This window comes from Microvirga thermotolerans (assembly GCF_009363855.1).
Classification (GTDB): domain Bacteria; phylum Pseudomonadota; class Alphaproteobacteria; order Rhizobiales; family Beijerinckiaceae; genus Microvirga; species Microvirga thermotolerans.
Map to the genome: position 1 here is coordinate 553021 of NZ_CP045423.1, position 15187 is coordinate 568207.

Annotated in this window: 14 protein-coding genes; 8 read left to right on the forward strand and 6 right to left on the reverse strand. The window is 68.9% G+C overall.

From position 1 onward, the window contains the following. Positions 1-144 precede the first annotated feature (144 nt). Positions 145-1185 carry an ABC transporter substrate-binding protein gene (locus GDR74_RS02620; RefSeq protein ID WP_246179828.1) on the forward strand — a complete coding sequence of 347 codons (1041 nt, stop codon included), beginning with the start codon at positions 145-147 and terminating at the stop codon, positions 1183-1185. A gap of 9 nt (positions 1186-1194) precedes the next feature. Here the strand turns inward: GDR74_RS02620 and GDR74_RS02625 are convergent, their stop codons facing one another. The 3 genes from GDR74_RS02625 to GDR74_RS02635 form a co-directional block, all read right to left on the reverse strand. Continuing rightward, positions 1195-2352: a CobW family GTP-binding protein gene (locus tag GDR74_RS02625; RefSeq protein WP_152584845.1), complete on the reverse strand. Its 1158-nt coding sequence runs from the start codon at positions 2350-2352 to the stop codon at positions 1195-1197. A 5-nt stretch (positions 2353-2357) separates the two neighbouring features. Beyond that, entirely contained in the window at positions 2358-3254 is an 897-nt protein-coding gene (locus GDR74_RS02630; RefSeq protein WP_194164608.1) for a DMT family transporter, read from the reverse strand. A gap of 149 nt (positions 3255-3403) precedes the next feature. After that, a complete protein-coding gene (locus tag GDR74_RS02635; protein WP_152584847.1) occupies positions 3404-4840 on the reverse strand; it encodes a D-alanyl-D-alanine carboxypeptidase family protein in 1437 nt (478 codons plus the stop codon). A 187-nt stretch (positions 4841-5027) separates the two neighbouring features. Here GDR74_RS02635 and GDR74_RS02640 point away from each other — a divergent pair, with 187 nt between their 5' ends. After that, positions 5028-5933: a DMT family transporter gene (locus GDR74_RS02640; protein WP_152584848.1), complete on the forward strand. Its 906-nt coding sequence runs from the start codon at positions 5028-5030 to the stop codon at positions 5931-5933. 113 nt (positions 5934-6046) lie between these two features. Beyond that, on the forward strand, positions 6047-7213 hold the full coding sequence (locus tag GDR74_RS02645; protein ID WP_152584849.1) for an acetyl-CoA acetyltransferase: 1167 nt from the start codon (positions 6047-6049) through the stop codon (positions 7211-7213). Between the two features lie 6 nt (positions 7214-7219). Here GDR74_RS02645 and GDR74_RS02650 read toward each other — a convergent pair whose 3' ends face one another. Continuing rightward, the gene (locus GDR74_RS02650; protein WP_152584850.1) at positions 7220-7510 is read right to left on the reverse strand and encodes a BolA family protein; all 291 of its coding nucleotides are present in this window, start codon (positions 7508-7510) and stop codon (positions 7220-7222) included. 88 nt (positions 7511-7598) lie between these two features. Between GDR74_RS02650 and GDR74_RS02655 the strand changes: the two genes are divergently transcribed. From GDR74_RS02655 to GDR74_RS02670, 4 genes are all read left to right on the forward strand, one after another. Then, complete coding sequence (locus GDR74_RS02655) at positions 7599-8207, forward strand: J domain-containing protein (protein WP_152584851.1); 609 nt, start codon at positions 7599-7601, stop codon at positions 8205-8207. A 138-nt stretch (positions 8208-8345) separates the two neighbouring features. Continuing rightward, positions 8346-9332, forward strand: a complete 987-nt coding sequence (gene cobS / locus GDR74_RS02660) for a cobaltochelatase subunit CobS (RefSeq protein ID WP_152584852.1) — start codon at positions 8346-8348, stop codon at positions 9330-9332. Between the two features lie 128 nt (positions 9333-9460). Further along, positions 9461-11353 (forward strand): cobaltochelatase subunit CobT, encoded by a 1893-nt coding sequence (gene cobT, locus GDR74_RS02665; protein ID WP_152584853.1) that lies wholly within the window; start codon positions 9461-9463, stop codon positions 11351-11353. Positions 11354-11438: 85 nt separating this feature from the next. Then, the gene (locus GDR74_RS02670; protein ID WP_152584854.1) at positions 11439-12467 is read left to right on the forward strand and encodes an esterase-like activity of phytase family protein; all 1029 of its coding nucleotides are present in this window, start codon (positions 11439-11441) and stop codon (positions 12465-12467) included. Positions 12468-13029: 562 nt separating this feature from the next. Here GDR74_RS02670 and GDR74_RS02675 read toward each other — a convergent pair. Together GDR74_RS02675 and rpmB are read right to left on the reverse strand one after the other, a co-directional pair. Beyond that, positions 13030-13659: a queuosine precursor transporter gene (locus GDR74_RS02675; RefSeq protein ID WP_152584855.1), complete on the reverse strand. Its 630-nt coding sequence runs from the start codon at positions 13657-13659 to the stop codon at positions 13030-13032. A 101-nt stretch (positions 13660-13760) separates the two neighbouring features. Continuing rightward, the gene (rpmB, locus tag GDR74_RS02680; protein WP_152584856.1) at positions 13761-14051 is read right to left on the reverse strand and encodes a 50S ribosomal protein L28; all 291 of its coding nucleotides are present in this window, start codon (positions 14049-14051) and stop codon (positions 13761-13763) included. Between the two features lie 256 nt (positions 14052-14307). On the opposite strand from rpmB, the gene GDR74_RS02685 reads away from it, so the two are divergent. Beyond that, positions 14308-15153 (forward strand): DUF3108 domain-containing protein, encoded by an 846-nt coding sequence (locus GDR74_RS02685; protein ID WP_152584857.1) that lies wholly within the window; start codon positions 14308-14310, stop codon positions 15151-15153. The last annotated feature ends 34 nt before the right edge of the window (positions 15154-15187 follow it).

Here is a 15187-nt window from a genome sequence, read left to right on the forward strand (position 1 = left end):
AAACCAAAGGCCGCGAGGACGCTTGACGCCCCGAGCCGTTCTGATTGCATGGACGGATAACCGAAAAAGACAGGCCAGGACCGGTCCGGGCATGAATGCGGCCCGGAAACCATGAAGGCCGACAACGCTGGAGGAAGAGTCGCCATGTCCCGGAAGGGTACTGCCGCGCTGAGAGGATGGTTCGCAGGCCTTGCCGCAGGACTCGTCGCGCTTTTCGCCTCGGCCGCCTCGGCGCAGACGCCGGTCCGGCTCAGCCTCGACTGGCGCTGGGAGGGGCCGGCGGCGCCCTTCGCCGTGGCGCTGGAGAAGGGCTACTTCAAGGCCGAGGGCCTCGACGTGACCGTCGAGTCCGCGAACGGCTCGCGCGAGGCGCTCACGCGCGTGACGGCCGAGAACTACGAGGCCGCGCTCGCCGACGTGAACGGCCTCGCGCGGCTGCTGCACGACAAGCCCGAGACCGGCGCCGTCGCCGTCATGATGATCCACGACCGTCCCGCCTACGCCATCGTCGGGCGCAAGAGCCGGGGGCTCTCGAAGGACCTCGCCAGCCTCCAGGGCAAGACCTTCGGCGCGCCGCAGGCGGATGCGGCCTATGCCATGTGGCCCGTCTTCCGGATGGTGAACGGCATCGACGATTCGGGAATGAAGTTCGAGAATGTGGGCCTGCCCGTCCGCGAGCCCATGCTGGCGCAGGGGGAGGTGGACGCGGTCTTCGGAGCCGCGACCACGTCCTACGTCAACCTGAAGTCCCGGGGCGTGCCGGTGGAGGACATCGTGACCCTCCTCATGGGCGAGCACGGGATCGAGGCCTACGGCAGCGCCATTGTGGTGTCGGAGAGGTTCGCGCAGGAGAAGCCCGAGGCCGTGAAGGCGCTCCTGCGGGCGATCGTGCGGGGGTTCCAGGACGCGGCGAAGGATCCCGCCGCCGCCGTCGAGGCGGTGCTCGCCCGCAACGATCTGGCCCGCAAGGAGGTGGAGGCCGAACGCCTGCGGATGTCGCTCGATCAGAACGTCCTCACCCCCTGGGTGAAGGAGAACGGGTTCGGCGGCATCGACAGGGACCGTTTCGCGAAGGCGCTCGACCAGATCGCAGCCGCCCTGGACTACAAGGCGAAGCCGAAGCCCGAGGACGTCTTCACCGATGCGTTCCTGCCGCCCGCGGACCAGCGCAGGATCGGGCGCTGAGGCTCCGGGCTAGCGCCGCAGGGAGAGCGGGTTGTCCGACAGGGCCGCCGCGTCGGGACGGTCGATCTGGGGCTTGCCGAGAAAGGCGTTCCAGAGGGCCTCGACGGTCTCCTTTTCCAGATCGTCGACGATGAGGACGAGGCGGCTGCGCCGGTCGTCGCTGGGCCAGCGCGGCAGGATGGCGGGCACGTGGATCACGTGCTGGACGCCGTGGATCACGACCGGGTGCTCGGGATCCTCCGCCAGGGCGACGAGCCCCTTCACGCGCAGGAGCTTCGCTCCCTGGGTCGAGCGCAGCAGGTCGAGGAACATGTCGAGGGTTCCCTGCCGGATCGGCTCCTCGCTCACGAGCGAGAAGGCGCGGATCCGCTCGTCGTGGCGGTTCACGTCATGGCGGTGGGCATGATCGGGCCCATGGTCATGCCCACGATCGTGCCCGTGTCCATGCTGGTGAGCGTGGCTGCGCCGCTCGGCCTCCTCGACGGCCTCGGTCCTGAGCCATTCGGCCACGTCCGCGATCTTTCCGCCGAGGTCGAACAGGCCGCCGGAGACGATCTCCTCGACCCGCGCGTCGGCGGGAAGGATCGCGGCGCCCGGGTTGAGGCGGCGCAGGCGCTGCCGCAGACGCTCGAGGCGATCCGCGTCCTTCACGAGGTCCGTCTTCGTGAGCACGAGGCGTTCCGCGACCGCGACCTGGCGCACCGCCTCGGGATGGGCGTCGAGGGTGGCCTCCCCGTTGACGGCATCGACCACCGTGACCACGCCTTCCACCGCGTAGCGCATGGAAAGGTAGGGGTGGTAGAGGACCGCGTGCAGGATCGGCGCAGGATCGGCAAGCCCGGTGGTCTCGATCACCACCCGCCGGAACGGCGCGATCCGTCCGTTGTCGCGCTTGCGCAGGAGGTCCTCCAGGGTCGCGATCAGGTCGCCCCGCACGGTGCAGCAGAGGCAGCCGGCGGAGAGCAGCACCATGTCCTCGTCCACCCTCTCCACGAGCAGATGGTCGAGGCCGATCTCGCCGAACTCGTTGATGATGACGACGCTGTCCTTCAGGGCCTCGTGCCGGAGCAGCCGGTTCAGCAGCGTCGTCTTGCCCGCTCCCAGGAAGCCGGTGAGGACGGTGAGCGGAATGGGCGGCGGCGGGCCGGCGGGGCGGGAATCCGACATGGCGATCAGTCCGTGGGTACGACGGGCGCGGTGCGGGAGCGCTCGCTGAGGATATTGGTGACGATGGCGGCGAGCACCAGACCGCCGCCCAGCGCCTGGACGGGACCGAGGCGCTCCCCGAGGACGAGGGCGGAGGTGGCGGCCGAGACCACCGGCTCGATGCAGTAGACGATCCCCGCCGCGACGGCGGAGATCCGGCCGAGGGCGACGATCTGGAACAGGAAGCCGATCACGTAGCCGCCGACGGTCATGGCGACGGCGAACGGCGCGAGGGCCAGGGCGGCCGGCGAGCCCGGCTGCCCGGTCGCCAGGCCGACGAGGAGCGCGGTGGGGAGCACGATCAGGTGGATCCAGAACATCTTGGCGGTGACGTTCGTCTTCCGGCAGCGGGCTGCGGCGAAGAACTGGGCGGCCGTGGCCGCGGCCGCCCCGAGGGCCAGGGCCAGGCCGCGCCAGTCGAGGTCGCCGAAGGCGGGGCCCACCACGAGGACGACCCCGGCCAGCGCCATCAGCACGACGCCGATGAGGGCGGGCGTCAGCCGCGTCCCCTCCACGAAGGGCGAGGCCAGGACGATGAAGGTCGGATAGGCGTAGAACAGGACCGCCGCCACCGTGACCGGGATGAAGGCGACCGAGGAGACGTAGCAGAGGCCGACGAAGGCGGTGGAAACGCCCAGGACCGCCATGGTGGCGCGCTCCTCCCGCGCCACGGCGAGGGAGTGGCGCAGCAGGAGGGCGGCCGCCCCGAAGAGCGCCAGCATCAGCAGGACGCGGTAGATCACGACGGTCGGTCCCGGCACGCCCTCGAGGGCCGCGACGCGGGCATAGACGATGTTCAGGCCGTAGAGGCCGGCGGAGCTCAGGGCGAAGAGGAGGCCGCTGGCGGGAGAGGTGGCGGGCATGCGGGCGATCACGATGACACGACACGGTTCGCCCGGTTCGGCCGCGATTGCAAGAGCGCTGCCGGAAGATCCTCCTCCCGAAGGGCGGAAACGCATCCGGCCGGCGGGAGAGGCCCTGCGCCGGCCGATGCGGAGCGGGTTGCTTCCGGTCAGTTCGCTTCGGGTCGGTTCTTGCCGTTCTTCGCTTTCGCGGAGGTGTCCGCCGAGGCCTGGTCCTTGCCCTTGGCCGGCTTCGGCTTGCCCTTCTGGTCGCTCACCGGCTTCATGCTGATGCTCTCGCGCGCCTTGGACTTCCCGCCCGCCTTGGGCGAGGCGCTCGCCGTGTCGGTATCCTTGGCGTCCTGCGCATCCTTTTCGCCGGCGGCCTTGTCCTTCGCGGACTTGTCCTTGGCGGCCGCCTTGGCCTGGTCCTTCTTCGCGGCTTTCTTGCTCGCCGCCTTCCTGGCCTTTTCCGCAGCCTCCTCCTTTGCGGCCTGGGCCGCGAGCTCGGCTTCGGAGGGCGGGTTGAGCCCCACCCAGACCCGCTCCGGCTGGACGGCCGCGCGGGGGCCGAGAACGGTCCGCGTCGGCTGGGAGGTCCCGGCGAAGGCCATCACGTCGGAGGAGAAGAGATTGGGAATGCCCGTACTCTCGCTGCTGGCGACGGTGGTCTGGCTGTCCTCCTCCTCCGGCATGGGGCCGCGGCGGTCGCAGATGACGGAGCGCATGTCCGGCGGCGTGCGCGCCGAGGATGCCGGCAGGGCGGCGAGGGTCGGGTTCGCCGGCCCGGCCAGACTGCTGAAGCCCCGGTCGAACAGCTCGGCGGCCTTCATGGTGCGCTCGTTGGCGGAGGGGGCGCCGAGGACGACGGTGATCAGATGCCGCCCGTTGCGGGTCGCGCTCGCCACGACGTTGAACCCGGCCGAGCAGATGAAGCCGGTCTTCATGCCGTCGGCCCCGGGATAGCGCCCGATCAGGCCGTTGGTGTTGCGCATGATCCGGCGTCCGTACTGGATGGCGCCGATGTCGAACAGGCCCTGGTACTCGGGAAACTCGTTGAACAGGGCCCGCGCCAGGATCGCCATGTCGCGGGCCGTGGTCTGGTTGCGCTCGTCGGGCAGGCCGTGCGGGTTGGCGAAATGGCTGTCGCGCATGCCGAGGGCCTGGGCCCTCTCGTTCATCATCTCGGCAAAGGCCTCGATCGAGCCGCCGAGGCCTTCGGCGATGGTGGCGGCGACGTCGTTCGCCGACTTGACCATGATGATCTTCAGGGCGTTGTCGAGGCGGATCTGGGTGCCCGGCTTGAAGCCCATCTTGGAGGGCGGCAGCGCGGCCGCCTGCTCGGAGACCGTGAGCAGCGTGTCCATCTTCGCCCGGCCGGAGCGGACCGCGTCGAGCGCCACATAGGTGGTCATCAGCTTCGTGATGGAGGCCGGATACCAGGGATCCGTCGCCCGCTCGGCATGGAGGACGCGGCCCGTATCGGCCTCCACCACCAGGGCAGGACCGCCGGCCAGGGCCGGTGCGCCCATGAGGCCGCCCATGAGGCCCCCCACGAGGGCCGCCAATGCGAAGGCTGTCACACGGAGGGCACGGCTGACGTTCATACGGAACGACTCCACAAGAAGACTGGCACGAAGAGGGTCTTGCGACGGCCCCGGTTGCAGCGGACTATTTGTAGGCCTCGAACCTGCCCTTGGCTAGGCTGTCAGGCAATAAGTCCTTCCCCACCAACCCTTCTAAGGGATTCCGTGGCAAGAGCATGGCAAGGGCCGCGCGGATTCGAGATCGAGCATGACGACCTCCTCCCTCCTGTGGATTCCGGTGACGCTGGCCGCCGCGGCGGCGCAGACGGGCCGGAACGCGACCCAGCGCCGCCTGACCGAGACCATCGGGACGGTGGGCGCGACCCAGGTCCGCTTCCTCTACGGCTTCCCGTTCGCCCTCCTGGCCCTGGGACTCGTGCGGCTCGTCCTCGGCGAGCCGGTTCCCGCGCCGGAGGGGATGTTCATGCCCTTCGTCCTTGGCGGGGCGACGGCGCAGATCCTCGCCACCGCCCTCATGCTGGCCGCCATGCGCGAGCGCTCCTTCTCCGTGGTCACGGCCTACATGAAGACGGAGCCGGTCCAGGTCGCCCTGTTCGGCGTGGCGATTCTCGGGGATCCGCTGTCGCCCGGAGTCGCCCTGGGGATCGGCGTCGCGACGGCGGGCGTCGTCCTCATGTCCCTCAAGCCCGGAGCGCGGCTGGGGGCCGCGGGTCTTCGCCCGACCGTCTACGGGATCGCCTCCGGCGCATTCTTCGCCCTGGCCGCCATCGGCTTCCGGGGCGCGATCCTCGCCCTGCCGGAAGGCTCCTTCGTGATGCGGTCCACCGCCACGCTCGCCTGGGCGCTCGGCACGCAGACGGTCCTCCTCCTGGTCTGGCTCGGCGCCTTCGACCGGAAGGCGCTGGTGGCGAGCTTCAGGGCATGGCGCCCCTCCCTGGGCGCAGGCTTTCTCGGCGCTCTCGCCTCGCAGTTCTGGTTCGTCGGCTTCTCCCTGACCACGGCCGCGAACGTGCGCACCCTGGCCCTGGTGGAGGTCCTCATGGCGCAGGCCGTCTCCCACCGCCTGCTCTCGCAGGCCACCACCCGCCGGGAGGTCCTCGGCATGGCGCTGATCCTGGCGGGGGTCGGCCTCCTCCTGCTCGCCCAGCATTGACCCCAGCATTGACGTCGGGGGCTCCGGAGACGAACGCTCCGGCAGGGACGGCCTTGCCCAGGCGAAGGCGGGGGGCCATTCTGAGGAATGAACGTTCTTGAGGAGATTCCCCCATGACAGCCTGCATCGTCGGCTGGGCCCATACCCCCTTCGGAAAGCTGGATACCGAAACCGTCGAGAGCCTGATCGTCCGTGTGACCGACGAGGCGCTGGAGCATGCCGGAATCGGCCCGGAGGACGTGGACGAGGTCGTGCTCGGCCATTTCAACGGCGGCTTCTCTCCCCAGGAATTCACCGCTTCCCTGGTCTTCCAGGCGAGCGACCGGTTCCGCTTCAAGCCGGCCACGCGGGTCGAGAACGCCTGCGCCACCGGGTCCGCCGCCGTGCACCAGGCCATCAAGACGATCGAGGCGAAGCGCGCCCGGACCGTCCTCGTCGTCGGGGTCGAGCAGATGACGACGACCCCCGGCCCGGAAATCGGAAACATCCTCCTCAAGGCCTCCTACCTGCCGGAGGACGGCGACACGAAGGGCGGCTTCGCGGGCGTTTTCGGCAAGATCGCCGGGCTCTATTTCCAGCGCTACGGCGACCAGTCGGACGCTCTTGCGATGATCGCCGCGAAGAACCACCGGAACGGGGTCGACAACCCCTACGCGCAGATGCGCAAGGACCTGGGCTTCGAGTTCTGTCGCACGGAGAGCGACAAGAACCCCTTCGTCGCAGGCCCCCTGAAGCGGACGGACTGCTCCCTCGTCTCCGACGGGGCGGCGGCCCTCGTGATCGCCGACACGGAGACGGCCCTGCGCATGAAGCGGGCGGTGGCCTTCCGGGCCACGGCGCACGCGCAGGACTTCCTGCCCATGTCCAAGCGCGACATCGTCCGGTTCGAGGGCTGCGCCGAGGCGTGGCGGCGGGCGCTCGACCAGGCGGGGATCCAGCTTTCCGACCTCTCCTTCGTCGAGACCCACGATTGCTTCACCATCGCCGAGCTCATCGAGTACGAGGCCATGGGGCTGACGCCTCCGGGCCAGGGCGCCATCGCCGTCAAGGAGGGCTGGACGCAGCGGGACGGCAAGCTGCCCGTGAACCCCTCGGGCGGGCTCAAGGCCAAGGGCCATCCCATCGGCGCCACGGGCGTCTCCATGCATGTCCTCTCGGCCATGCAGCTCTGCGAGGAAGCGGGCGGGATCCAGGTCAGGAACCCCAAGCTCGGCGGCATCTTCAACATGGGCGGCGCCGCCGTCGCGAACTACGTGAGCGTGCTCGAGCGGATCAAGTAGGCCGCTTCAGGCCCGCGGCGGGCGCGGGTCCGGCTCGCCCGGGGCCCGCGCCTCGATGGCGAGCGCATGGAGCCCGCGCTCGAACGCTCCCTTCAGGACCTCGTTCACGAGGCGGTGGCGCTCGACCCGGCTCTTGCCGGCGAAGGCGTCCGACACGATATGAAGGCGGAAGTGGGTTTCGCCGCCTTCGCGCCATCCGGCGTGACCGCGATGCTGCTCCGATTCGTCCGTGACGGCGAGATGGGTCGGCTGCAGGCGCGCCTGCAGTTCCTGCGTGATCCAGTCGGCGAGGGTCATGCTTGCGATAAACCTTTTTGAACGGGTCTGCGGCGAAAAGCGTCGAGGCCTTGGCTCCGGGCCGGAAGCCACTCATAATCCCTGCGTCATGGATCTCAACTCACCTCTCTTCGACCGCATCCGCATCAAGGCGACGTGCGACGCGCCGCGCGAGACGGAGGGGCCGGTCTGCGAACATCCCGACTGCAAGGCGCCGGGCGAGTACCGCGCGCCCAAGGGGCGGGACCGGGAGGGGCAGTACTGGCGATTCTGCCTGGAGCATGTGCGCGCGTACAACGCCTCGTACAATTATTTCGCCGGCATGCCCGACGACGCGGTGGCGGCCTACCAGAAGGACGCGGTCGTCGGCCACCGGCCGACCTGGGCCATGGGCGTGAACGCCAAGACCAAGTGCCAGGAGCGCGAGTGGGCCTATGTCGATCCCCTGGGCATCCTGCGGGGCGAGGACTTCAGGCAGGGGCGCCGGAGCAGGGCTCCCGCCGAGCCGCAGCCGCCGCGCCATACGGGACCGGTGCGGCGCGCCCTGGACGTGCTCGGGCTCGACGAGAATGCCGACGGCCCGGCGATCAAGGCCCAGTACAAGGCCCTGGTGAAGCGGTTCCACCCCGACGCGAACGGGGGGGACAGGTCCTACGAGGAGCGCCTGCGCGACATCATCAAGGCCCACGACACCCTCAAGAGCGCAGGAATGTGCTGAGGAGGGAGGCTTGCGCGCAGCCCCGGCATGCGAGGATCCCGTTTGCGCCCGGGGTGCATGATTGTTAAGTAACCTTGCCGTTAAGCGATCCTTGGCGCTTGTGACAACTCGACCCCTTCCGACCGAAAGGCCCTGACGATGGCGACAACCGAGACACCGACCCTCTTGCCGGACATGAAGGTTTCCGTTCGGCAGGTCTTCGGCATCGATTCGGATCTTGAGGTCCCTGCCTTCTCCCAGAGCGACGAGCACGTGCCGGACCTGGATCCCGACTACCTCTTCGACCGGGAGACGACCCTCGCCATCCTCGCGGGCTTCGCGCGCAACCGGCGCGTGATGATCACCGGCTACCACGGCACGGGCAAGTCGACCCATATCGAGCAGGTGGCGGCGCGGCTGAACTGGCCCTGCGTGCGCGTCAACCTCGACAGCCACGTCTCCCGCATCGACCTCGTCGGCAAGGACGCCATCGTTCTCCAGGACGGCAAGCAGGTCACCGCCTTCCAGGACGGCATCCTGCCCTGGGCCCTGCAGCACAACGTGGCCCTCGTCTTCGACGAGTACGATGCCGGGCGGCCCGACGTCATGTTCGTGATCCAGCGCGTCCTGGAGCAGTCGGGCAAGCTCACCCTTCTCGACCAGAAGCGGGTCATCCGGCCTCATCCGGCCTTCCGCCTCTTCGCCACGGCCAACACCGTCGGCCTCGGCGACACGTCGGGGCTCTATCACGGCACGCAGCAGATCAACCAGGGCCAGATGGACCGCTGGTCCATCGTCACGACCCTTAACTACCTGCCGCACGACAAGGAGGTGGACATCGTCCTCTCCAAGGCGAAGCACTACCAGGAGAGCCCCGAGGGCCGCGACACCGTCAACAGGATGGTCCGCGTCGCCGACCTCACCCGCAGCGCCTTCATGAACGGCGACCTTTCCACCGTCATGAGCCCGCGCACGGTCATCACCTGGGCCGAGAACGCGGACATCTTCGGGGATGTCGGCTTCGCCTTCCGCGTCACCTTCCTCAACAAGTGCGACGAGCTGGAGCGTCCCCTGGTGGCGGAGTTCTACCAGCGCTCCTTCGGCCGGGAGCTGCCGGAGAGCGCCGTGAACGTGGCGCTGTCGTAACGCGTTCTTCCGTCGCTCCGGCGCCGCGAGGCGGAGCCCGGAGACCGTGAATGCGATGGAGCCGAGCCTGCGTTCATGGATCCCCGCCTGCGCGGGGCGACGCAAACGGGAATGACAAGAGGGGTGAGATGTCCATCTCGAACCGCAGGCCGGGAGAACGGAAGGAAGCGCCGACGGAGCCGCTGAAGCGCTCCATCGCCGGCTGCATGAAGGCCATCGCGCGCAAGCAGGACCTGGAGGTGACCTTCGCCTCCGACCGGCCCGCGATGATGGGCGACAAGGTGCGCCTGCCGGATCCGCCCCGGCGGCTGACCTCCCATGACGTCGCCGTGCTGCGCGGCTATGCCGATTCCATGGCGCTCCGGCTCGCCTGCCACGACACCGCGCTGCACCGCAAGCTCGCACCGGAGGGGCAGGCGGCGCGCGCCGTCTTCGACGCGGTCGAGCAGGCCAGGGTCGAGTCCATCGGCTCCCGCCGCATGTCCGGCGTCGCCTCCAACATCTCGGCGATGCTGGAGGACCGGTATCACCGCGGCGGCAAGTACGAGGAGATCACGGACCGGGCCGACGCCCCCATCGAGGATGCCGTGGCCCTGATGGTGCGGGAGCGCCTCACCGGCCAGCGGCCGCCGGCCTCCGCGGCCAGGATCGTCGACCTGTGGCGGGACTACATCGAGGACCGGGCGGGGCGCGACCTCGACGGGCTTCTGAAGAACATCGAAAGCCAGCGCGACTTCGCCCGCTCGGTCCGGGACCTCCTGTCCTCCCTCGACATGGCCGACGAGGCCGCCCTCGATTCGGAGGACGAGGAGAACGAGGAGGAGAACGACACCGAGCAGGAGCAGCAGCAGGGCGAGGGCGAGAGCGAGCAGGAGGCCCAGGGCGACCGCGCCGAGGCCGAGATCGGCGACGAGGCCGCCGACGAGATGGAGGAGGGCGCGAGCGAGGACGCCGACGGCCCCTCCGGCGAGCTGCCGGACGAGGCCGACGAGGCGGATTCCGAGAATGCCTCCGAATCCTGGCGGCCGCCGTCCCGGCACAACGAGGGCCGGGGGCCGGACTACAAGGCCTTCACCACCCGGTTCGACGAGGTGGTCCATGCGGAGGAACTCTGCGACGCGGACGAGCTGACGCGGCTGCGCGCCTATCTCGACAAGCAGCTCGCCAACCTGCAGGGGGTGGTCGGGCGCCTCGCCAACCGGCTGCAGCGCCGGCTCCTCGCGCAGCAGAACCGGGCCTGGGAGTTCGACCTGGAGGAGGGCACCCTCGACCCGGCGCGGCTTCCCCGCGTGGTCATGGACCCGTTCCAGCCCCTGAGCTTCAAGCAGGAGCAGGACACGAACTTCCGCGACACGGTGGTGACGCTGCTCCTGGACAATTCGGGTTCCATGCGGGGGCGGCCGATCACCGTCGCCGCCACCTGCGCCGACATCCTGGCGCGCACCCTGGAGCGCTGCGGCGTGAAGGTCGAGATCCTCGGCTTCACCACCCGCGCGTGGAAGGGCGGGCAGGCGCGCGAGGCGTGGCTGCAGAGCGGCAAGCCCGCCAATCCCGGACGGCTCAACGACCTGCGCCACATCGTCTACAAGCCGGCGGACGCGCCCTGGCGCCGGGCCCGCAAGAATCTCGGGCTGATGATGCGCGAGGGCCTGCTCAAGGAGAACATCGACGGCGAGGCCCTGGACTGGGCGCACAAGCGCCTGCTCGGGCGCCCCGAGCAGCGCCGGATCCTCATGGTGATCTCGGACGGCGCTCCGGTCGACGATTCCACCCTCTCGGTCAATCCGGGCAACTACCTGGAGCGGCACCTGCGCCATGTGATCGAGGAGATCGAGACCCGCTCGCCCGTGGAGCTCATCGCCATCGGCATCGGCCACGACGTGACCCGCTACTACCGCCGCGCCGTCACCATCGTGGACGCGGAGGAACTCGGCGGAGTCATGACCGAGAAGCTCGCCGAGCTGTTCGAGGAGAGCCCGCCGCCCGCCGCGCGGGCGCCGCGCCGCCGGGCCTTCGCCTGACCGTCGCAGCTTGACGGAAGCGGCGTTCTCGGGAAGGAGTCTGATCGGCTCCCGATCCTGCCGTCCGACCTGAGGCTCCATAGGCATGAGGCTGAACCGCCGTCTGTTCCTGCTCGGCGGCGGCGCGGCCGCCGCCGCGGTCCTTGCGGAGCGCACCTTCGCCCGTCCCCGGGCGCCCGACGCCGCTCTTCCCGTGGACGTCTCCGCCCGGCCCATCGACCATCTCTCCGTCACCGACCGGGGCCGCAGCCGCTTCGGCGACCTCCTGTTCCGGGGCGGCCTGGACCTGCGTTCGCCGGACAGCCGCTTCGGCGGCTTCTCCAGCCTCTGGCGCTCCGCCGACGGCCGCCGGATCGTGTCCGTCGCCGACAACGCGCAATGGCTGACGGCCAGGGTCCAGACCGCCGACGGGCGGCTCTCCGGCCTGTCGGACGCGATGCTCGCGCCGCTGCGGGCGGCGGACGGGCGTCCCCTCGGGCGCACGAAGTACTACGACACGGAAAGCCTGGCGATCGCCGACGGTGTCGCCTTCGTCGGCATCGAGCGCAGGCATGCGGTCATGCGGTTCGCGTGGGAGGCCGACGGCGTCCAGGCCCGCGCCTGGCCGGTCCCCCTGCCCAGGGAGATTCGCGACGGGATCGAGAGCCTCCCGGACAACCACGGCCTCGAAGCCATCGGCGTCGCGCCCCGGCACTCGCCCCTGGCGGGAGCCCTGGTGGCGATCGCCGAGCGGGCGCGCAAGCACGACAGGCCCACCCGGGGCTTCATCCTCACCGGCCCGCGGAAGGGGGAGTTCTCGGTCCGCCGCACGAACGGCTACGACGTAAGCGACCTCGCCTTCCTGCCCTCGGGGGACATGCTCCTTCTGGAGCGTCAGTTCTCCCTGTTCGAGGGGTTCCGCGTCCGCCTCCGCCGCGTCGCGGCCGGGGCGGTGAAGCCCGATGTGGAAATTGACGGGGCGGTCGTCTTCGAGAGCGACGCGTCCCAGGAGATCGACAACATGGAGGGGCTCGCCGTCCACCGGGAAGACGGCACCGCCGTCCTGACCCTGATCTCGGACAACAACTTCAGCCCGCTGCAGCGGACCCTGCTGCTCGAGTTCGCGCTGAGTTGACAGGCCGTCAGATCGTCATTGCGCAACCGGTGTTGCAGCTCTCCGAACAATGCCACATGGCGGCGTGCCGGGTTTGGATGAGGGTTCGTTGCCGTGGGGGCCGATCAAGAAGCTTCTTGGCTCCTAGAGGACATTGGGATCGCTCCTCGGGGACGTCATTTTCGCGACGCCTCCGATCCAGGGGCAGACACGGCATTCGTACTTCCAATGGCGGGTAAAGAGAGGTCTCGATGGCCATTCCACCTTCTTAAGCGTGAAGAGGCTGCCTGACGCCTATGCAGGCCCCGAGGGCGCGCCACGGAACTATATCAGTTTTGATCTCGATGCTGCGGTACGCCTGAGAGCGAGCCTGGACGCCTGCATTTCGGAATGCCAGCGGCTTACGAGAACGGATTCCTGACCGGGATGAAGCCGTTCCCGGTGAAGACCCGCCCATACTCCTCGCCTCTCGAGACGAGGCGGCTTAAGCGGCTTGCGCCTCGATCGAAGCGCAGGCCGCTTCTCAGTCCTTTGCGGGCCGCATTTTCGGACAGACCCGCAGGGCCGCCTGAAGATGCTCCAACTACGCCCGCTGCGGCTGGATGCGCATGACGGCCAGGATCGCGCCGTAGGGAGCGATGGAGAAGGCCGCGAGGGCCAGTTTCACTCCATAGTCCGCCACCGCGAGGTTGACCCAGGGCAAGGCGATGCACCGGTCGGCGATACCGACGCTTCCGAGCATGTCGCTGATGGTCAGCCCGAGGCCGGGCAGGGCGCCGCAGTAGAAGGCGAAGGAGAAGAAGATTGCCGTGTCGAGGCCGGACGAGATCACCGAGGACACGAAGGGCGGTAGCCACCAAGCCCTGTCGCGCAGGCGGGCGAAGATCCGGATGTCGAGCAGCTGGGCCACGAGGAAGGCCGCTCCCGACGCCATGGCGATCCGCGGCGTGGCGAGGACAATGGACAGGGCCACGGCCAGGACGAAGCCCACATAGACGATCTGCCGCGCGCCTTTGGTGCCGAAGCGCCGGTTCGACAGGTCCGTCACCAGGAAGGAGAAGGGATAGGAGAAGGCGCCCCAGGTCAGGTAGTCACCCAGGCCCAGATGGTGAAACGGGTACTGGACCAGGATGTTCGACGAGAGCACGACGAGGGTCATCGCGAAGAGGGCGATGAGAAAGTCGCGGCGGTCGATGGAATTCATGGCCTTCATCTCGTCCCGGGCTCCTTAACGTAAACGGTCAAGCTCGTTCCGAACGCAAACGGGCGGCCCGTCGAGCCGCCCGCCGCAGAATGTCGTCAGGAGAGGCGAGCTCAGCCCGCCGCGGCGAGCTTCTTCTCGATCTCGCGCTTGATCGTGCGGGCGGTGGTGGAGAGCTCGTCCTCCTTCGCCTTGGCCAGGAAGGCGTCCAGGCCGCCCCGGTGCTCGACCGAGCGGAGGGCGTTGGCGGAGACGCGCAGGCGCACGGAGCGCTGAAGCACCTCGGATTGCAGCGTGACGTTGCAGAGGTTCGGCAGGAACTTCCGCTTCGTCTTGCGGTTCGAATGGCTCACCAGATGGCCACTCAGCACGGCCTTGCCGGTCAGTTCGCAACGGCGCGACATGGGTTCAATCCTATCGTTCACGAGGGTCACGGCCTCATCCGCTGCGGGTTTGCTTCAACGCAGATCCCACGGCTGCCGGACGCCAAAAGTCCTTGGAAGATGCGAGCCTATAGGCCGAAACGGCTCCCCGCGTCAAGAATAGCCCTCGGCCGCACCTCGATTTTTGTAATATCGTGGTCGCAATGTATTCTGATTCTCGTGAGAAGTCTCGGACGGGCCCCCGGGAACCGCCGGTAATCGCCCCAGGAAACCGCCCATGCGCATGATCGCTCCAGCCGCCCTGGCGCTGGCCGTCCTCGGGTTCGGCGCCCCAGGGAAGGCGCAGACCCTCCAGGTCGAGTACGACGTCACCCTGGCCGGCCTGACCCTCGGCAAGGCCGACCTGACCTCGACCTTCGAAGGTCCGAAATACAAGATGCAGGCGGGCGTGAAGCTCTCGGGCCTCGCCAAGCTTCTGACCGGCGGCAAGGGCGCGGCCACCGCGGCCGGCGTCATCGCCGGCGCCCAGCCGCAGCCGGCGAGCTTCGCCATCACCTCCCGGTCCTCCGACGACCAGCGCACCGTCCGCATGGGCCTCGCCTCCGGCAACGTGGAGGCCGTCGAGATCGACCCGCCTCTCGAGGAAAAACCCGACCGGGTGCCCCTGAAGGAAGCCGACAAGAAGGGCGTCGTGGATCCGATCAGCGCCCTGCTCATGCCGGCCGTCTCCTCCGGCAGCGTCAGGGACGCCGCCAACTGCAACCGGACCATCCCGGTCTTCGACGGGGCGGCCCGGTTCGACGTGGTCCTCAGCTACAGCGAGACCCGGCAGGCGGACGTGCCCGGCTACAAGGGGCCGGTCCTCGTCTGCAAGGCGCGCTATGTCCCGATCTCCGGCCACCGCGCCCTACGCCCCTCCACGAAGTTCATGGAGGAGAACAAGGACATGTCGGTCTGGCTGGTGCCCCTGGAGCGCCAGAGGCTGCTCGTGCCCCTGCGGGTCTCGGTCCGGACCATGATCGGCGTCAGCGTGGTCGAGGCCTCGAAATGGGCCTTCGACGACACCGCGAAGGGCCTGCCGGCCTCCGCCGACAACGCGGTGAAGGCCGGGGCCTTCCGATAGGCGCATGGGACGCGGGGCCGCAAGGCCCGTTCCG